This window comes from Chryseobacterium sp. CS3K3.1, assembly GCF_059515165.1.
Window position 1 is genome coordinate 359,866 of record NZ_JCAKRV010000001.1, and the last position, 19,365, is coordinate 379,230.

Genomic DNA, 19,365 nt, shown 5'->3' on the forward strand with positions numbered 1-19,365 from the left:
CTCTAAAGTAAAAATTGGATTCCTATTCCTCGGAATAACAATATTTTAGTTCAAAAAAAAGAAAAAATGGTGCAAACCACAGATATACCAGTAATGGCATTAAAAGAACAAATTATAGAGAACCATAGTGAATTTTTGGAGAGTCTTCGTCACAGATTTCTGGATGAGGAAAGAAAAACAGCGCTTCAGAAATTTGCAAACCTTGGTTTTCCTACTAAAAAAGACGAAGAATATAAATATACCAATCTAAAGGAGATCACGGAAAAAAGCTACAACTTCTTCCCGAAAGAGCACCACAATATCACTAAAGAGCAGTTTGATGAACTGCATCTTGGTGAAGAGAATTTTGATTGGATAGTTTTTGTAAACGGTAAACTTCACAAAGAACTTTCTAAAGTTTCTATTGAAAATGTGGAGTTCCTTTCATTCAATTATGCATTGAATGATGAGAAACATAAGGAAGTTTTTGAAAAATATTTCAATACCATTGCTTCTAAAGAACAGGCTTTTACCAACCTGAACCTTGCTTACTGCAAATATGGCTTCTTCCTTAAAGTTCCTAAAAATGTAGTGATTGAAAAGCCAATCCACGTTTTTTATATTTCTCAGAATCAGGAAGAAAACACATTCTACAATACCAGAAACCTTTTGATCGTAGAAGAAGGAGCAAAAGTAGAAGTGATTGAAAGCCACCATAATTTTGACAGCACTTATGTATTGACCAACTCTGTAACAGAGATCTTTACATACCCGAATGCGAAAGCTGACTGGCACAAACTTCAGAACGATAACAACACAACCTATCTTATCGATAATACTTTCGCAAAACAGGAGAAGGACAGCTTAACTACGGTAAACACATTCTCTTTCGGAGGTAAACTGGTAAGAAACAACCTTGATTTTATTCATAACGGATCCAATATCAATTCATTCATGAACGGAATCACCATCATTGGAAAAGATCAGCTGGTAGATCACCATACAGCGGTTCACCATAACTTCCCGAACTGTGAAAGTTATCAGAACTACAAAGGAATTTTTGATGGTAACGCCCACGGAGTGTTCAACGGAAAAGTTTTTGTGGACAAAATTGCTCAGAAGACAAATGCTTATCAGCAAAACAACAATGTATTGCTAAGCGAAGGGGCAAGTATTGATACAAAACCTCAGTTAGAAATTTTTGCAGACGATGTAAAATGTTCTCACGGATGTACAGTAGGACAATTGAATGAAGATGCTTTATTCTATCTGAGAGCCAGAGGAATTTCGAAAAAAGAAGCTCAGGCATTACTTTTATATGCTTTCGCTAATGATGCAATGCAAAACATTGATATAGAACCTCTAAAAGAGAAAATTTCAAAGCTCCTGGCTGAGAAATTAGAAGTTGATATAGAATTTTAAAACTTATATATATTGATAAAAAAGCACTTCAAATGAAGTGCTTTTTTATTGTATTTACGGATTGTGTGTCTCTTATTTTTTCAACCAGCTTTGGTTATCTTTATTTTCTGAACGTTTCTTACCGTTATCAAAATTATAAGCCAACCCTACGCCCAATGTCTGCTTCAGCTGGGTCTTCCATATCTGATTATGGTCATACAAAAGGTCAAGGGTAACGTTGGTAGAAATATATTTATTGATTTTCATGCTCAAAACTCCGCTATATCCAAGGACAAGCCTGTCCGGATGATCAAGATAGTTTGAGAATACAGAAGCCGTATTCAGTAGGGTTATATTCTCCATAATCTTCAGTTTGTACATTGCCGTTCCCAGGAAACCGAATTGGAAAAGAGAAGAATCTCCATCGTTTTTAAGACCGTAAGTTCCTGCTTTCTGAAGATCTTCGTCTAAAACAAAAGTCCATCTGGCATTCGCAGGTCGTAAAGTAACTGTAAGATTATCATTGGGACGGTATGTAACCCCTGCTCCTACACTCAGATATCCGGGAGCCATAAAATTGGAAATCTTTTTTGCATCAGGATTATTTCCATCTTCATAACCCGGAGCAAACTGAGTCTGAAGCCCCGCCCCTGCAGATAAATACCAATGTTTGGCAAATTCTCTACCATAGTTTGTAGAAAGATTAATCACATCCTGCGTTTTTCTAACTCCTGTTCCCTGTGTGTTATTTTGTCCGTACCCCAGAATAATAATATTTTCCCAAAGATCTTTCCCTTTTTCATAGGTCAGGTTGTAATTAACGCCAGCAAGCCAACCTACGTTGTTGGCTCCTCCACCTACCCAGTTTGAAAAGGCAGCCTGATTAAGCATTAATGTATTTTGTCCCTGAATAGACCATGCTTTAGCTGTGTCTGATACCGGAGCTTCTGTCTTAGCCTCCTGAGCGAGTGCTGCAGCCCCAAAAGAGATAGAACTGATCAATAAAAGTTTTTTCATAATGTTGATTTATTACAAATGTATAAATAATAATTTATGCCGACATAAAATTCACTTTAAAATGAATTTAACATAATTTAAAAATACACTTTAATCAATTGAAAACAAACCACTTGAAAAACAAAATCGTGACCCACAAACTTAAGTCAACTTAAAATTAAAACATTAAAAAAACAAAAAAAACACCTCATTTCTGAAGTGTTTTAATTAAAATATAAGTATTCAAACTATTTTTTGATCCACCACTGGCTGTCTTTACGATCAGAACGTTTTACACCATTTGCCAGCGTATAGGCAAACCCGATTCCAAGAGTTTGTTTCAGCTGTGTTTTCTCTATCTGATTATGATCGTATAGCAAATCTACGGTCACATTGGAGGATATGTATTTATTTACCTTTAAGTTCAGCAAAGCTCCATAGGCAAGAACTAATCTGTCCGGGTGATCAAGGTAATTCGAGAAGACAGAAGCCGTATTGGTTAAATAAATATCTTCCATAATTTTCAATTTATACATTGCTGTACCCAGAAAACCGAATTGTAATAAAGAAGTATCTCCATCATTTTTTAAACCATAGCTCCCTGCTGTCTGAAGGTCTTTATCCAGTACAAATGTCCATCTGGCGTTGGTAGGACGTAATGTTACCGTGAGATCATCATTGGGTCTGTATGTGATCCCCATCCCGACGTTCAGGTAGCCTGGCGCCATAAAATTGGAAATCTTTTTTGCATCAGGATTATTTCCGTCTTCATATCCTGCAGCAAACTGTGATTGAAATCCTGCGCCCATAGAGAAATACCAGCTTTTTGAGAATTTTCGCCCATAATTGGTAGAAACATTGATAACGTCTTGTGTTTTTCTGATTCCCTGGCCTTTTGTATCATTCTGCCCATATCCAAGAATAATGATATTTTCCCAAAGGTCTTTATCTTTTTCATATGTCAGATTATAATTCATTCCGGCAAGCCATCCCACGTTATTGGCCCCACCTCCTACCCAGTTTGAAAAGGCAGCCTGATTAATCATTAATGTGTTTTTTCCTAAAACCGACCAGTATTTTATGGTGTCTACCACTGCGGAATCTTTTTTCAATTCTTCTTGTGCACTTGCATATATTCCTATAAAACAGGAAAGAATCAATAAAAACTTCTTCATTACTCTAAATAATTTTCAATGCAAAAATATTAATATAATTTTTTTAAAAGCTAAAATTCAGCTTTAAAAGAACCCATTTCTATAAAGTTTAATGATCTCATAACAAGATATTTCTATAAAATCAATGCCAAATAATGAGTTCAAAAGTTAAATTTAATACCTTTTGTCTTAAAATCAGACCGGTAGAAATTTATTCATCGACAAATTTTCCGAAATTTATCATTGGCTTTTGATTTGACGTAAAATCCACATGTTCAAAAATGTAATTTCCAAAAGAGCGGTTATCTATCCATTGCTGATGCTTTCAGCAATGTGGTTCGGGTACTTTTTACAAATGCAGGGCTTTTTTCAAAGCTGTTTTGGAGCCATTATTCCCCTCTTACCCGAGGGATTGCTTGGCATTATTACCTCTCCCCTTTTACATGGAAATATCGATCATATCATAGGAAACTCTATTCCGATAGCAGCACTAATGTTTTTGCTGTATCAGTTTTATCCCGTAGTGGCCAACAAAGTCTTTATCATCGGCTGGCTGGCAACAGGACTATTGGTGTGGCTTCTTCCTCCTATTGATATTCTTACCGGTGAATATATGTACACCTGCACCATCGGGGCCAGTGGTGTGGTATATGTGCTTGCCTTTTTCCTTTTCTTCAGCGGTGTTTTTAAATGGAATACGAAACTTCTTACGATTTCAATGCTTGTTGTGCTTTATTATGGCAGTCTGGTATGGGGAATGCTTCCGGAGGAACTGTTCTACAACATGCAGGAACCGAGTAAAATTTCATGGCAGGCCCACCTTTCCGGAGCTGTGGTAGGTAGTATCATTGCATTTGCTTTTAAAAATGTGGGAGAAAAGAAGAAAAAATTTATCTGGGAGTTTCCGAATTATTACAGCGAAAAGGATGATAAATTATGGCAGGAATACAGGGAAAACCATCCTGAAGATTTTATGGAGCTTCCCTACAAGAAAAAAGATGACATCTGGGATCATTTGGATGAATTAAGAAAAAGATAAAACTTATTTCATTACATTTGAAAAAAAACACACATGAATTCCGAAGAATACTTCTATGCCATCGCCCTCCGCGAGTGCAGCCAGATTGGTGATATCCATTTTCATAAGCTTGTCCATACTTTCGGAAGCGCTCAGGACGCCTGGAAAAGAGCAAAAAAAGAGTATAAACAACTTGATGGAATAGGACAGAAAACAGTTTCAGATATTGGAAATACATCTCATTTGGAATTCGCAGAAGATGAATTAAATTTTTGCGAAAAAAATAATATTCAAATCAGGCTCAAACACCTTAAAGAAACGCCCTCCCTGCTTAACGAATGTAATGACGCACCGGCTATCCTTTATCAAAAAGGGAATATTGAAAATATACAACCTAAGGTAAGTATTGTAGGAACCCGGAATATGACAGCGTATGGGAAACAATTCCTTGACGATTTTTTCGAAGCGACACAATCGTCAAAATATTTAACGGTGAGCGGCCTCGCTTTAGGAATCGACAAAGAGGTTCACGAACAGTCTATTCGTCATCAAAAACCTACGGTAGCTGTTCTTGCCCATGGTTTTAAATATTTATATCCTGCCAAAAACAGAAAACTATCTGAAAAAATTTTACTGGAAGGTGGTGCATTAATCACAGAGTTTAGTTCATCCAGAAAACCCGATCGGGAAAACTTCATCCAGAGAAACAGAATTGTGGCAGGAATATCTCCGGCAACGATTGTAGTGGAAACCGGTTTTGGAGGAGGCTCTGTAAGCACCGCAGCCTTTGCTAATGATTATAATCGTGATGTTTTTGCACTGCCCGGAAAAATTACGGACAGCTCCAGCCAGGGTTGTAATCAGCTGATTTTCCATCATAAAGCGACAGCTATTTCTACCGTGAAAGACCTTATCGGACTCCTTGGATTAAATGAACCCAAAGAAAAAATAGAAGAGTTATTTCCTTATAGTGAGACTATTACCCAATTATCTGATAATCAAAACTTAATATATCAATCTATTAAAGACCAGCCTCAGATTTCTTTAGATGATCTGGCACAGAAAATTGATCTTCCTACCCACAAAATCTTACCAATAATTTTGGAATTGGAACTTTTAGGGAAAGTAAAATCATTTTCCGGGAGGCAATTCATCGCAATTTAAGATTTAACGATTTCTTAATACTGCATTATTTCACACATAACATTTAATTTTTAATAAAATTTGAACATAAATTATCAATTTAATAATATTACGAAACATTATTATTTAATTTTTAACAATGTTAAAATATAGTGTTGTGAATCTTGAAAAAAAAATTAAATTTGTTGACAATAATATTCAACCTTAATATATGGAACAATATAATATTGACCAGAAAATCCAAGAGTTTATTGCAAAAATTGAAGCAAAAAATCCTAACGAACCGGAATTTTTACAGGCTGTAAAAGAAGTTGCCGTAACCGTAATTCCATTCATTGCTACTAAAAAAGAATATACCGGAATGAAGCTGCTTGAAAGAATGGCTGAAGCTGAAAGAATTATTATTTTCAGAGTTCCATGGGTTGATGACAAAGGAGAAATTCAGGTTAACAGAGGTTTCAGAATTCAAATGAACTCTGCTATTGGACCATACAAAGGAGGAATCCGTTTCCACCCTACTGTAAACTTATCCGTTCTTAAATTCCTAGCTTTCGAGCAGGTATTCAAAAACTCTTTGACAACTCTTCCAATGGGAGGTGGAAAAGGAGGTTCAGATTTTGACCCACAAGGAAAATCTGATATGGAAGTAATGCGTTTCTGCCAGGCTTTCATGACAGAATTATGCAAGCACATCGGTCCTGAAACAGACGTACCTGCAGGAGATATCGGTGTTGGAGCAAGAGAAATCGGATATTTATTCGGACAATACAAGAAAATCAGAAACGAATTTACCGGAGTTCTTACAGGAAAAGGTCTTGCGTATGGAGGTTCATTAATCCGTCCTGAAGCTACAGGATACGGTGTAGTATACTTCGCTGAGCAGATGCTTAAAACGATCGGACAGGATTTCAAAGATAAAATCGTTACAGTATCAGGTTTCGGAAACGTAGCGTGGGGAGTGATCAAAAAAGCAACCGAACTAGGTGCTAAAGTTGTAACAATCTCTGGTCCTGACGGATATATCTACGATAAAGATGGTATCAGCGGAGAAAAGATCGATTATTTACTGGAACTTAGATCTTCAGGAAACAACAGAGCTGAAGACTATGCTAAAAAATATCCATCTGCTGAATTCCACGCAGGAAAACGTCCTTGGGATGTGAAGTGTGATGTTGCCTTCCCTTCTGCAACTCAAAACGAATTAGATTTAGATGATGCAAGAAAATTAGTTGAAAACGGATGTATCTGTGTAACTGAAGCGGCTAACATGCCTTCTACACTTGATGCGATCAACTATTTCTTAGACAATAAAGTATTATTCTCTCCTGGTAAGGCTTCCAATGCTGGAGGTGTTGCGACTTCAGGATTAGAAATGACTCAGAACTCTATCCGTCTGAACTGGACTTCTGAAGAAGTTGACGCAAGATTAAAGGAAATCATGATCGGTATCCACAAAGCTTGCAGAGACTATGGAAAAGACGAGGACGGTTATGTAAACTACGTAAAAGGTGCAAATATTGCCGGCTTCGTAAAAGTAGCAGAAGCAATGTTGGCTCAAGGAGTTGTGTAACAAAAAAAGCAAAGGTTGGGAAAAAATCCCGACCTTTTTTGATATAGCCTGTTCCCGGGATAATGGGAAAAAAGTAAAAAGTGAAAGGAGAAAGCGCTGCTATATGCAGTGCTTTTTTTTTATTTTTATATCATGCAAAACACCTTTACCAATATTGATGAATATATTCTTCTGTTTCCGGTAGAAGTACAGAAGAAACTTCAAGAACTTAGAAAAGTAATCCATCTACAGGTTCCGGATATTGAAGAATATATTGGGTATCAGATGCCCGCCTTCCGGCACAAAGGAAAACCTTTGGTTTATTTTGCCGGATATAAAAAGCATATCGGATTCTATCCGGGAGCTGAAGGCATCCGTACTTTTGAGACAGCTTTTAAAAAGAGAAAATATAAATTCTCTAAAGGAGCCGTGCAGTTTCCAATTCATGAAAATCTTCCGCTCGATCTGATCATTAAGATCATCCTGTTCAGAGCACAAGAAATTGAACAAAAAAAATCCTGAAATACAAGATTTCAGGATCCGACTAGTGTTTGCTAAAGTGCTTACTTTTTCTTCTTTTTGTCTTTCTTTTCCTCTTTAGGAGTATCTGCAGGCTTTGTTGCATCAGTAGGTGTTGTACTTACTGACGGATCAGTTGCCGGTGCAGTTTCCATTGTAGTGGCAGGTGATTTGTCCTGTTGATTCTTTGGATCCGCAGGACTTGTAGTCTGCGTATTCGTTTGTTGGGTTTGAGTTGTCGTAGGGTTATTAGTAGAAGTATCGGCTGGCTTTTGTGGTGTTGACTGTGCTGATACTGCGATTACTCCGACTAATGTAAACGCTGCCGTTAAAAATAACTTTTTCATAATGTAATATTTAAATGATTGTTTAACTTAAACGAAGCATCATTTAGAAAATTATGCGTAAAAAGTTTATTTAACGTACTTTATAATTATTTAAGAGGAATTTGCAAAAATGAGTCCGGATGATTTTGCTGGAAGAGTAATGCTGGAGGCTGAAGTTTTTTAGAGTAGAAATAACAGTTTTATGATCAACGATGAAAGCTTCCTGCTTCCATCATCCAGCTCCCCGCCTTAGGCTTACTTCGCCACATTTTTCATCATTTTTTCTACAAATTCAAATGCCGCCGGGCAGATTACTGTGTTTTTCAGCATCAGGTTATTGATCTGATAAATCTTCTTACGGTCTGTATGAGGATATTCACGACAGGCTTTCGGTCTTACATCGTAGATAGAGCATGTATTATCGCTGTTCAGAAAAAAGCAGGGAAGATTTTGCAGCACTTTGTCATTATCTTCATCCACTCTTAAAAACTTTGCTTCAAAGTCTGCGGACTTCATTCTGAGATGTTTGGCAATTCGCTCAATATCTTTTTCAGTATAAAGCGGGCCTGTTGTTTTGCAGCAATTGGCACACTGCAGGCAGTCAATTTCCTCAAAAACTTCATCATGGATCTCCTGCACGATATAATCGAGATTTTTGGGCGGTTTTTTCTTCAATCCGTCCAGAAATTTCTTGTGCTCTTTCTGCTTTTGTATCGCCTGTTTTTTATAAAAATCTAAATCCATTATTCTTTATTTCTCACTGATTCCGGAAGCTCTTCTTTCTTATATTCATTGATTTTATCCAGATCCAGTACTGTTGAAAGGTTTTCCTTATTTGGATAATACATCGGAACAAATTTGGCCCCATATACAATTTCTCCCGTAGTATAAGAAGATCTTTGAACCACAGTGTTTGAAAATACTTCATCAAATGCACGAACCTGCACAATAAGCTCAAGATCCGTATTTTTAAAATCCTCTTCGGAAAAGCCATAAAACGGCGAGTTTTCATCAATCTTATGCACTACAGTCCAGTTGAGGGCCAGTGTATTGATCTTACTCATCTGTGTTGTAAGCCGGTAAAAATTGCTTTTGGCAACTCCGTTTTCCACAACTTCAATAGCAACCGATACGATTACATCTGCATCCGTCAATGCATTATTCTTATAAGGAGCAAGCCTGAACATTAATGCTGAAGATTCCTGAAAAGGAGCAATAACTGCTATATCAGAAAATCTAAGATATGCCCGGGGTCTTGAAAATCTTCCGTAGAAAAGCCCTGTTGCAATGGCAAAGGTAAGCAATCCCAGAAAAGCTTCAAATGTGGCAACAAGACTTGCCAAAAAGCCTACAGGAGCTATTCTTCCATATCCAACCGTAGTAAATGTCTGGGAACTGAAGAAAAAGACATCGATAAATTCATTGAGCGGATCACTCTTATCAATTCCGGTAAGATGCTCTACCCCAATCAGGTAATAGATCATTGCAAACAGTAAATTAATGATAATATAAGCAATAACCAGATAAGATATAAAACGGAATGAAGAGAGATTCAGCATGGTGTGGTACCAGCTTAGCCTGTTAAAAACATTCACTCCCCTTCTCTGAACATTCGGGAGACCGTCTTTGTTGATGAACCTTCCGGATGCATTGGTTCCGAAGCCGCTGTTCTCCGCATTTTTCTGACGGATCTTTTTTCTGAATCCTCCTGTCATTTAATTATCATTTTGACTTTATTATATGATGATTTTCCTCTACCAATAAGCCAGTTGATGATCAGCTCATTCTTTCAACATTTAAAAAGCAAAGTTAAGAATAGAATCCATTAAGACATCAATGCTTTGTAGTAATCATTTTTAAACTTTACTATTCAGATGGCAGATGGCTTTCTCAGCGGTTTAATTGAACTTTACGCAGATAACAAGCACAAAAAACAGCAGAAATTCCGAATGTCTGCTGTGTTTTTATTGTTTATTAAAGTAGTTTTATATCTTTTGTGCGGGCGACTCCATTACCGTAACACTTACATTGCTGATAGATTTTACGATCCCGGACTCTCCGTGTATATTGGTCAAAAAATCAGGGAAACTTTCAATAGGAAAAGCCCAATAGTAATGGCCATCTACGGGAGAAGGAAAGTTCGCCTGTAATCTTCCTTTTAATTTCATCGGTACAAAGTATTCAACAGATGATCCCTTCAATTTTGTAAGGACAGAAATCGTTTTTTTAGAATGAGCGGGCACAATGGTCTTGTAGCTGCTGGTTTCGGTAATTTCTTCAGAATTTTCCGTACCTTCCGTGGTATCTCCTCCCACCACAACTTTTGTACTTGCCGAAGCTTTTGCAACCAGCGGAATATCAACGGATACTGAAGCTGCCACTTCAAATGAACCCGATACAGTACGTTTCCAGGAAGTAGAATATCCTTTTTTATAAGAATACGTTACGGTAATTTCACTTTCTCTGTCGCCATTGTTAATTGCCTCCGTAGTATAGGCATTGTCCGGCAGATCTGCACCGTCTGTTTTTATAGTCACCTCAGGAGTTCCCAAAACAATGGAAACATTAGGGTTTGGAGCTGTATTCCGGGCATCTCCGTCTACAGAAAGGTCAGGATTAAATATAATTCCATCCGGAACCTGGCCGGAATAAGCAAAAACGTTTTTCAACCGTGTTCTTTCTCCGGAATAACTGACATCATATCCCATATCTTTCAGGTGATTTGCCTTGAAAGGGATTTCACGCTCTTCATTTGGCGAACTATAGCTGGCACCCAAACTATTATTCCCTGGTAATTTAAACTCATCTACAATTTTCCAGCCCTGCTGAAGCATCTCTGCCTCCGTCATCTGTGATTTGTTTAGTTCAGAATAATTTACTTTTTCCGAATCATCATTAATAGCACTCACTTCATCCCTTGAACATGATACCGAAAACATCAATAAGAGAATACAAATAGAATTGATTTTTTTGATCATTTTAATAATTTTTTAGTGTTTAATAATTAAATTTACAAAAAATGAATTCTTTTTAGGCGTTTTTTTGCGAATTAATCAAATTTTAATCTTTCCCAATTTTTCTTCTTATCCTATCTTGTTTTACTCTAAAACACTGTTAATATGAAATTTATCAATTTCGGGAATGGAGTTTTTAATACGAATTATACTAACTTTGAACTATGAAAAAGCTTGAATCAAGAGAAGACATTGAGCACCTTGTGAATTCATTTTACAACAAGGTCGTTAAAGATGAAACCATCGGTTTCTTTTTTAATGATATCGCTAAGGTAGACTGGGATCAGCATCTCCCTAAAATGTATTCTTTCTGGGAGTCTATCCTTTTCGGGCAGATGACTTATAAAGGAAACCCAATGGGCGTACACTTCCCGATTAACGAGATACAGGCTATGGAACAGAAACATTTTGACCGATGGCTGCTGCTTTGGCGTACTACTATTGAAGAAAATTTCGTAGGCGAAAATGCAGATATGGCGATTTACAAGTCAGAGAATATAGCCAAACTAATGGCCTTTAAAATGGAGCTGGCGAGAAGGTTATAACGGGATTCGGGATCCGGGTTATGGCATAAGAGTTACAAAATCCCGTCGTTAAGTTCTGGGATTTTGATGATCAACAGATTTGCGGTTATTTTTCCAATCTTCCTGTCTTTTTTCTTAAGGAACAATCACTGTAAAGATATAGGCTGCCAGATTCACCAAAAGAACGGTTCCGTAAAGGATGTTTGTCTTACCCCGGCTCAATGAAAGCATTACGATAAATACAGATAAAGAAAGCAGAATAATGTCTTTTTTATCCAGCCCTAATACAAGCGGAATATCGTACATGATGCAGACTACTGAAACCGCAGGAATAGTAAGACCAATACTTGCCAGTGCAGAACCCAATGCCAGATTTAAGCTGGACTGGATTTGATTGGCTCTTGCCGCACGGATCGCTGCAACCCCTTCCGGGAGAAGAACCACGGCAGCAATAATGACTCCCACCAGAGATTTCGGAGCTCCAAGGCTTTGTACCATTCCTTCTATAGTATCGGATAATCCTTTCGCCATCAGCACGACAATAACAAGACAAATTACCAGAAAAATAAAGCTGATAAGGGTTTTTGATAACGAAGGAATATAATGTTCCTCAGGATGCTCATCAGGAACAATAAAGTAGCTTCTGTGGCGCACGGTCTGCACCATCAGGAAAACCCCGTAAATGGCAAGACACGCAATGGATATAAAAATAAGCTGTGCTTCGTTATAGAAAGGTCCGTTGACACTTGAAGTAAAATTGGGAAGAACAAGGGTAAGCACCAGGATGGAAACAATACTCACCAGATAAGTAGTTGCTGAAGTCCTTGCAAAGAACTGCTCGTGATATTTAACGCCGCCTACCAGAATACATATCCCCAGAATTCCATTAAGAATAAGCATTACGGCAGCAAAAACGGTATCTCTGGCCAGCGTGATCGCCTGATCTCCGCCGGCAACCATCAGCGAGATGATAAGCGCCACTTCAATAATGGTGATACAAAGAGCCAGGATAATCGTTCCGAAAGGTTCTCCTACTTTATGAGCTACCACTTCAGCATGATGTACTGCAGATAAAACACTTCCGATTAATAAAATACCGGCAAGAATATCATAAAGAACACCACTTCCCATCAAACCGGAAAAGTAGTATCCTACTGCCAGAATAGGAAAAATATAGGTATAATGTAAAAGTTCTTTTAGTCTCATATCGTGACTACAAAATACAAAAAATCTATAATAATTTCAATATTAAAAGAAAATATTAATAATATTTTAATGAGGCCAGAAGTTAAAATCCTGATAATCTGTGAACATATGAAACAAAAGCCCGATTCCTATTATCCTGATATTTCCTTTAAAGAACAACAGCAAAAAATACACCGCAATGGCATAATAAGAATGTAAGAAATGAAAACCTATGCTTCCTCTTGAAGGATCAAAAATTGGATTGGCGAAAAGATGATCAAGATCTACCAGCATCGTAGCAAGAAGAATAAAATAAGCCCTTTTCCAGTTTTTACGATAAAAAATCAATGCAATAAAGACCGGAAAAACAAGATGCAAAAAATAATGGGTAAAAGTTTTGAGCAGTGCGATATCTGATGGAGCCATTTAAGAAAGTTTTATTCGGGTTCTGTGCTTACCACCGTAAAAGTAAGGGTAATTCTCCTTTCTTCGCTTTTATTTTTACCCAATAATTCTGAGCCTTGTTCCCATACAACACATAATCGATGTCAGAAATGATCTTTTTTTCACTGTCACTCAGCATTTTCAAAGATGAATACAGCAATGCATTATTTCTGATTATAATATAGTTTTGCTTTAACCTGCCGGGTAATGATATCGGATTTCGGGTTGATTTTATCGCAACACCTTTATTATTTTGCGTGATTTTATTAGGTTGAAAGGGAATTGCAGTAAATTGATTTTCATTGTTGATCCATTTTTCAGACTGGAAATATTGCCAGGTTTTCTCAGGATCATTACTCAGAATATCGATCATATAGCTGGGCTGGGTGATCTTTTGAACCGTCTTTTTTTCAACTTCATTAAAATTATCATCATATTCATAAGTGACGATGGTATCATTGATCTGTCTAAGCTCTGCAGCAGCCTTTAAAGATGTTATCTGTGAAGAATCTGCTATGCTTTTTTTGAAAAAACGGGTAAAATTCCTGATGTTTTCTTTGTCTAATTCAAGTTCCAGAAAATAATTTCCTGTCTCAGCTTTTGAAGCAATCGTATTAAAAATCTCTGGGTTTGAATTATTATTGATTTCAATTTCATCCTCATTTAGCTCAATGGAAAAGTTTTGGATTTTCTGCCCTGAAATGAATGAAATGCTTCCCACTGTATTTTGAATAAAACGGCCTGCCTCCCAAACAGGATGTCCGGATTGGTGGAGAAGTTTTTTCTGAATGGTTCCAAAAGCGAGGTCAGAAGTTCCTGCAATACAATGGTTCCCGTTGATCATAAAGAAAAACTGATCTTTCTGAAAAAGGTTATTTCCTTTGGCCACAAAGTTTTGTTTCTTTAAATAGGTAATGAATTTTTGCGAATCTTTAAGCTCTAAAACACTGTACCATTCTGAAAATTTAGTGTCTTTAATATGAAATATCTGTAGAAAATCCGGAATTCTGATTCCTGAATCTTTCAGTGAACCGGAGGTTTTACTCTTTACTTTGCTTCCGGACCATTTTGAAGGATGGGTTACTAAACTGAAGAGGTATTGTCCCGTTAATTTCTTCGTGTCGATTAAGACGACTGCATCTGCGTTATCAGGAATATACTGAAGGCTTTTATCTTTGTGAAAAGCCACAAAATAGACTGCAACAGCAAGCAATAAAAATAACGGGACAATAATCTTCTTTTTGTTCATCTATAAAATTTGAGGCTTCTTTTCTGTTTCTTTAGCTTTAAAAACCTGATCGAATATATCAAAGAAATACATTAGGCTGTTTTCTGAAGAATCTTTGATGTTATAATTCATCTCAGTCTGGATGCTTTCCCCTTTTACTTCAGTTTTATAATACAGTTCTCCAACATTTTTTTTGATCGCCTCTAATGTTTTTCTTTCTTTCGGAGTTTTGAATTCTTTGTCTAATCCTGTTAAAAGCTTCTGGATATCCAGTCTGCCGGACAATGGATATTTAGCGGAGTCTTTTGCCCATTTTCTGGAAATATCAGATTGGTTTACCGGTAAATTATTATCTGCAGCACTCATTAAGTACACCACCCCATCTTTCACAGTAAAGAATAACTGATCAACATAGCCGCCGTTTTTTTCTTCCTTAAAGGTGTATACATTTCCTTTTTTAGAGAATCTTTCAGACAACTTTTTATTGGTGGTCAGCATATCAAAAATACGATTCCAATAGCCTTCATTCTCTGTTGCAAAAGCGAAAGTGAAGTTAGGAACAGCAATTTCTTTGGTTTTCTTTACTTCTTTTTCATTGAAATCTGCATCATATTCATAATCGGTATATTCTACGGTTTTGGATTTCAATTCATTCAAAACAAAGATTCCGTTTCCGGGTGCAATTTTAGCAATGGCTTCTTCATCCAGCACTATCTTCATAGTTTCCATGATCAGTTCCATTTCTTTTTTGTACTCATTTTCTCCGGAATTCTGAAGAAGGCTGTACATCATGTCGAAACATTTTGCCCCATTCACATTCATAGCATAGTAACCGACACTTTTTTCATTGATCAGCTCCAGCAGTTTTTTGTTTTTCTTCCCTTTATAAATGGCAGAAATATTCTTTTGAATGTCAGCATTTTTGTGCTGATAATTATTGACAAGTCTTACTTTATCTTTATCGAAATACAGATTGTATACATAATTGGAATTGTACATGTTTTTGAAAAACTGTCCGTAGCCATAATACTTCGTCATTTTTCCATAGATCCCTTCATTTACAATTCTTCCATAGTCTGTGTACACAAAAACATCGGAATTGGCATCTCTGAATGAAAGCATTTCCTTAGGAACTTCAATCTCTAAATTTGAACTGAAATATTGGTCGAAACGATCTTCAGCGTTCTTTTTAACCACCTTAAAATTTTCTCTCCTGATAGAGTCCTGCTCTTTTTGATAGGCTTTATCTTCTTCCTCATCATATTCCGCATCAGGCATTTCCTCTCCATTTTCAGAATTCTCAGCATTTTCTTTCTCTGCAGGATATTTATGATGTTTTTCCAGGTATTTGATGTCTTTCTGGATTCTTGCAATCTCGTTGTTGTTTTCTTTAATACTTTCTTTCAGGTATTTGATATCTTCTTTCAGACTTTTAATTTCTTCTTTATAATTGAAAGGTTTTTCCGGTTCTTCGGTATACACTGTATCACCCGGCTCTGCGTAAGCGGAGTCTACCACTGCAACAGCAGTACTGTCTGCAACTGCTTCCTCTGCCCAAAGATCCTTATAAGGTTTGGTATAGCTGATCATACTGAGAACAGCACGGCTCCCGTTCCACGCTACAAAAACATCATCATTGATATCTACATAGGAATAATTCTTTCTGCTGGAAACTTCCTGTCCTTTTTTCTTCACAGAGTTAATGAACTCCTGAAACTTTTCTTTATTATCAATGATAAAATGAGTATTGTAGGTCTTAATAGAATCATTAAAACTTGCGTAATGGTATTGAACAGCGTCATATTTAATTCCTGTTTTGGAATAATCTGTCCACGAAAGCTTTTCTTTACTCTTTTTGCTGAGCTCATGCAGCAAAGGATTCAGTTTATCCCAGTTGATTTTATTATTAAGCTGCTTTCCGTTGACTTCCATATAAAATACGGCATCGGAAGGGATTTTCATACTGTTTTGGCCCAAAACCAATGTAAAGCCAAAGAGAACGAAAATAATGGTTTGCGTTTTTAATAAGATAGATTTCATGACTATAGTTTAGAAATTTATTGAAAAAGAATGGTATTTTGAATTTGCTTTTTTTGAAGGATGAGGTCCAGAATATCAGCTTCCAGTTTAAGAGCTTTCTTGTTGGGAGAAAGCACGTAAGTAGTATTCGATTGTGATTTCACTGGAGTTTCAAACTGCATGATGGAAGTATATTTCGCATCATTAAAAACTTCTTTGTCTGCCTTACTCATCTTGTCGTAGTCAGCTTTGAAAGTATTGACTTTATTCCTTGTCAGGGTCTTTTTTTCAAGATTCTGGCTGTACACCTGGGTTGGAACCATTTTACCCAATATTTTCTGGACTTTCAGTTTTTCCAGACCGGCATTGATATTTTCAATTTTTTTGAAATTACAGCTCAGTTTGATGATGTAATTATCAAAATCCATGGAGGTTTTCACATTGCTGATTCCGGGAGTTCCTTTAAAAATTCTGGCAGCTTCATTGATTTTATTTTCAATTTCTGACTTTTTAGGAACTTTTTTTCCGTTGATGGTTTCCATTTTTGAGATGGAAGCCAGTCTTGTCTTGCTCTTACTGGCGTTAAGAATAATAGTATACTCTCCTGTACCATCAGCTTTTACGTTCACCTTATCCAGGATATCGAAGCAGCTTGTTAAAAAAAGCAGGGGAAGCAGAAGTAGAAATAGTTTTAATATTTTTTTCATGATCAGGTTAAAAGCACAAAATTACTTAATTCTGGCCTTACATCCTTATAATCTTTGATTTTTTGGGCATAAATAGCTGTTTCCCGGTACTTTTTCAGGGGAAAATACGGTATTGCTTCCGTATTTTATTTTTAAACACGCCCTTTAAGATAATCCTGGCGAAGATCTTCATCCAGTTTTTCAATAGCATACCGAAGACAGGTTCTGGGCATTTCTTTGTAGTGCAGATTCAGATAGCTGATCAGTTCTCCTTCATTTTTATTTCCCATTTCTCTTAGCAGCCATCCATTTGCTTTGTGCATCAGGTCATGGGAGTGTTTAAGATTTCTGGTGACAAATTCTTTGGTCAGATCAAATGATCCTTTTTTTATATAATGCATTGTACCCACTACAGCAATTCTTTTATGCCACATCTCATCAGATTCCGAGAGTTGCTTAAGAAGGCTTTCTTTCTGATTTTCATAAGCATATCTGCCTAAAATTTTATAGCAGGTAGAATCTACCAGATCCCAGTTATTGATATAAGGAAGATGATCCAGATAAAAAGCGACCACCTCTTCTTTTACCGCCTTATCTTTTGTTTTTTCAAATTTTAAAATCAGCATAAAAAGAGCTGTCAGCCTATGCTCGTGATATGTTGAAGAAAGTAATGAGCTGAGTTCTTTTAAGCTTATTTTTGAGTAATATTCTTTGGCCACAGAGCGCTGATCCGGAACTTTTACGCCCAGAAACAAGTCACCTTCGCCATATTCTCCTTTTCCTGTTTTGAAAAATCTCGGAAAAAACTCCGCCTTTTCAGGAATGGACAAAACAGCAAGGGCTTCCTGTATTTCTTTAACAATGCTCATATGATTTTAAGCGTTTTCTTCTACAGCAATATTTTCCTGCTCCTCTTCTTCTTTGGCAATCTTATTCGGATTGGCCACTTTAGCAATGGTAAGTCCCTGAACAATGATTGAGAATACGACAACACAGTAGGTAATACTTAAAATAATTTCACTGTATTCACTTTTAGGGATAGACATCGCCAATGCAATGGAAACTCCTCCCCGGATTCCTCCCCAAACCAGCACTTTCACCGTCTGTGGGCTGAAACTTCTTCTCAGGGAAGTAAATTTTGTAGGTCCCCAGATCGAAATAAATCTTGCCAGCAAAACCACCACAATGGCCACTAAGCCCGGAATCATAAAATGTCTCAGATCTTTAATCATCAAAAGTTCAAAGCCAATGAACAGGAATAATACCGCATTCAGAATCTCATCTATCAATTCCCAGAATTTGATCAGATAATCCTGGGTAACAGACTTCATTTTGAAACTTCTGTTGAAATTTCCCATAAATAATCCTGCCGCCACCATAGTCAATGGTCCTGAGATATGCATCTGACGGGCAATAAGATAACCTCCCATTACCACTGAAAGCGTTACTAATACGGAGATAATATAATCATCCACTTCACGCATCAATCTTGAAGTAACCCATCCTAACAGAACCCCGAGTAAAAGACCTCCACCAGCTTCCTTAAGGAGAAGCAATCCTATCGTTTCAACACTCAGATCCACTTCTTTTCCGATGGCCAGCTGTAAAATCACTGTAAAAACGACAACTGCCATACCGTCATTGAAAAGAGACTCTCCGGCTACTTTTGTTTCCAGTGATTTGGATACATTGGCTTGCTTCAGGACACTCAGAACCGCTACCGGATCGGTAGGAGAAATCAAGGCGCCGAAAACAAGACAGTAGATAAAAGGAAGTTTAACCCCCACATAAGGAAGAAGATAAAACATTCCGAATCCTACAACAAAGGTAGAAATAACAACCCCTACTGTGGAAAATATCACTACAGGTCTGAACTGTTCTTTCAGGTCATTAATATTAATATGAATTCCTCCTGCAAAGAGCAGAAAATTAAGCATGGCACCCATCAGAACTTCTGTAAAATCTATTCCGTTCATAAGGTTATGAAGATGTCCGAAAGTTCTGGGAAGAACCGTTTCTCCGAACAGGACCAGAAAAATAGAAACCACAATGGCAATGACCATAATTCCGATGGTACTCGGAAGTTTTAAAAACCTATAATTAAGATAGGCAAATATTGATGCTAATACGATTAATGCTGAAAATGAATAATATAATTCCACTAAGTGTTTTTATTTTAA

General features: G+C 36.9%; 19 protein-coding genes. 6 read left to right on the forward strand and 13 right to left on the reverse strand.

Translation table 11 applies throughout. The features are described from left to right. Positions 1-93: 93 nt before the first annotated feature. Complete coding sequence (gene sufD, locus AC5YGI_RS01560; protein WP_137904484.1) at positions 94-1,401, forward strand: Fe-S cluster assembly protein SufD; 1,308 nt, start codon at positions 94-96, stop codon at positions 1,399-1,401. A 72-nt stretch (positions 1,402-1,473) separates the two neighbouring features. Here sufD and AC5YGI_RS01565 read toward each other — a convergent pair whose 3' ends face one another. Both AC5YGI_RS01565 and AC5YGI_RS01570 read right to left on the reverse strand, forming a co-directional pair. After that, positions 1,474-2,397: a DUF3078 domain-containing protein gene (locus AC5YGI_RS01565; RefSeq protein WP_202841914.1), complete on the reverse strand. Its 924-nt coding sequence runs from the start codon at positions 2,395-2,397 to the stop codon at positions 1,474-1,476. A 227-nt stretch (positions 2,398-2,624) separates the two neighbouring features. Continuing rightward, positions 2,625-3,551, reverse strand: coding sequence for a DUF3078 domain-containing protein (locus AC5YGI_RS01570; RefSeq protein ID WP_330744871.1), 927 nt, complete (start codon positions 3,549-3,551; stop codon positions 2,625-2,627). A 250-nt stretch (positions 3,552-3,801) separates the two neighbouring features. Here AC5YGI_RS01570 and AC5YGI_RS01575 point away from each other — a divergent pair, with 250 nt between their 5' ends. The 4 genes from AC5YGI_RS01575 to AC5YGI_RS01590 all read left to right on the forward strand — a co-directional run bounded on the left by AC5YGI_RS01575 (position 3,802) and on the right by AC5YGI_RS01590 (position 7,762). Then, the gene (locus tag AC5YGI_RS01575; protein ID WP_227941208.1) at positions 3,802-4,569 is read left to right on the forward strand and encodes a rhomboid family intramembrane serine protease; all 768 of its coding nucleotides are present in this window, start codon (positions 3,802-3,804) and stop codon (positions 4,567-4,569) included. Positions 4,570-4,602: 33 nt separating this feature from the next. Further along, positions 4,603-5,712: a DNA-processing protein DprA gene (gene dprA, locus AC5YGI_RS01580; RefSeq protein WP_330744870.1), complete on the forward strand. Its 1,110-nt coding sequence runs from the start codon at positions 4,603-4,605 to the stop codon at positions 5,710-5,712. A 190-nt stretch (positions 5,713-5,902) separates the two neighbouring features. After that, entirely contained in the window at positions 5,903-7,261 is a 1,359-nt protein-coding gene (gene gdhA, locus AC5YGI_RS01585) for an NADP-specific glutamate dehydrogenase (protein WP_062673086.1), read from the forward strand. A gap of 132 nt (positions 7,262-7,393) precedes the next feature. Next, positions 7,394-7,762 carry an iron chaperone gene (locus AC5YGI_RS01590; protein ID WP_330744869.1) on the forward strand — a complete coding sequence of 123 codons (369 nt, stop codon included), beginning with the start codon at positions 7,394-7,396 and terminating at the stop codon, positions 7,760-7,762. Positions 7,763-7,803: 41 nt separating this feature from the next. On the opposite strand, the gene AC5YGI_RS01595 is transcribed toward AC5YGI_RS01590, so the two are convergent. The 4 genes from AC5YGI_RS01595 to AC5YGI_RS01610 form a co-directional block, all read right to left on the reverse strand. Then, the gene (locus AC5YGI_RS01595) at positions 7,804-8,106 is read right to left on the reverse strand and encodes a hypothetical protein (protein ID WP_110009093.1); all 303 of its coding nucleotides are present in this window, start codon (positions 8,104-8,106) and stop codon (positions 7,804-7,806) included. 234 nt (positions 8,107-8,340) lie between these two features. Next, positions 8,341-8,829 (reverse strand): YkgJ family cysteine cluster protein, encoded by a 489-nt coding sequence (locus AC5YGI_RS01600; protein WP_330744868.1) that lies wholly within the window; start codon positions 8,827-8,829, stop codon positions 8,341-8,343. Continuing rightward, positions 8,829-9,800: an ion channel gene (locus tag AC5YGI_RS01605; RefSeq protein ID WP_330744867.1), complete on the reverse strand. Its 972-nt coding sequence runs from the start codon at positions 9,798-9,800 to the stop codon at positions 8,829-8,831. Before AC5YGI_RS01605 ends, AC5YGI_RS01600 begins: the two co-directional genes overlap by 1 nt. A gap of 270 nt (positions 9,801-10,070) precedes the next feature. Beyond that, positions 10,071-11,063, reverse strand: coding sequence for a hypothetical protein (locus tag AC5YGI_RS01610; RefSeq protein WP_330744866.1), 993 nt, complete (start codon positions 11,061-11,063; stop codon positions 10,071-10,073). Between the two features lie 200 nt (positions 11,064-11,263). Here AC5YGI_RS01610 and AC5YGI_RS01615 point away from each other — a divergent pair, with 200 nt between their 5' ends. Continuing rightward, positions 11,264-11,644, forward strand: a complete 381-nt coding sequence (locus tag AC5YGI_RS01615; RefSeq protein ID WP_330744865.1) for a group III truncated hemoglobin — start codon at positions 11,264-11,266, stop codon at positions 11,642-11,644. Positions 11,645-11,758: 114 nt separating this feature from the next. Here AC5YGI_RS01615 and AC5YGI_RS01620 read toward each other — a convergent pair whose 3' ends face one another. The 7 genes from AC5YGI_RS01620 to AC5YGI_RS01650 all read right to left on the reverse strand — a co-directional run bounded on the left by AC5YGI_RS01620 (position 11,759) and on the right by AC5YGI_RS01650 (position 19,347). Further along, a complete protein-coding gene (locus AC5YGI_RS01620) occupies positions 11,759-12,829 on the reverse strand; it encodes a calcium:cation antiporter (protein WP_330744864.1) in 1,071 nt (356 codons plus the stop codon). Between the two features lie 66 nt (positions 12,830-12,895). After that, a complete protein-coding gene (locus tag AC5YGI_RS01625; RefSeq protein ID WP_446107060.1) occupies positions 12,896-13,234 on the reverse strand; it encodes a DUF6122 family protein in 339 nt (112 codons plus the stop codon). 28 nt (positions 13,235-13,262) lie between these two features. Continuing rightward, positions 13,263-14,501 (reverse strand): hypothetical protein, encoded by a 1,239-nt coding sequence (locus AC5YGI_RS01630; RefSeq protein ID WP_496167339.1) that lies wholly within the window; start codon positions 14,499-14,501, stop codon positions 13,263-13,265. After that, positions 14,502-16,520 carry a hypothetical protein gene (locus AC5YGI_RS01635; protein ID WP_496167340.1) on the reverse strand — a complete coding sequence of 673 codons (2,019 nt, stop codon included), beginning with the start codon at positions 16,518-16,520 and terminating at the stop codon, positions 14,502-14,504. A gap of 17 nt (positions 16,521-16,537) precedes the next feature. Then, positions 16,538-17,206 carry a hypothetical protein gene (locus tag AC5YGI_RS01640; RefSeq protein ID WP_496167341.1) on the reverse strand — a complete coding sequence of 223 codons (669 nt, stop codon included), beginning with the start codon at positions 17,204-17,206 and terminating at the stop codon, positions 16,538-16,540. A gap of 131 nt (positions 17,207-17,337) precedes the next feature. Then, entirely contained in the window at positions 17,338-18,054 is a 717-nt protein-coding gene (locus tag AC5YGI_RS01645) for a DNA alkylation repair protein (protein ID WP_330744859.1), read from the reverse strand. 6 nt (positions 18,055-18,060) lie between these two features. After that, positions 18,061-19,347, reverse strand: a complete 1,287-nt coding sequence (locus AC5YGI_RS01650; protein ID WP_227941223.1) for a cation:proton antiporter — start codon at positions 19,345-19,347, stop codon at positions 18,061-18,063. Positions 19,348-19,365: the final 18 nt, after the last annotated feature.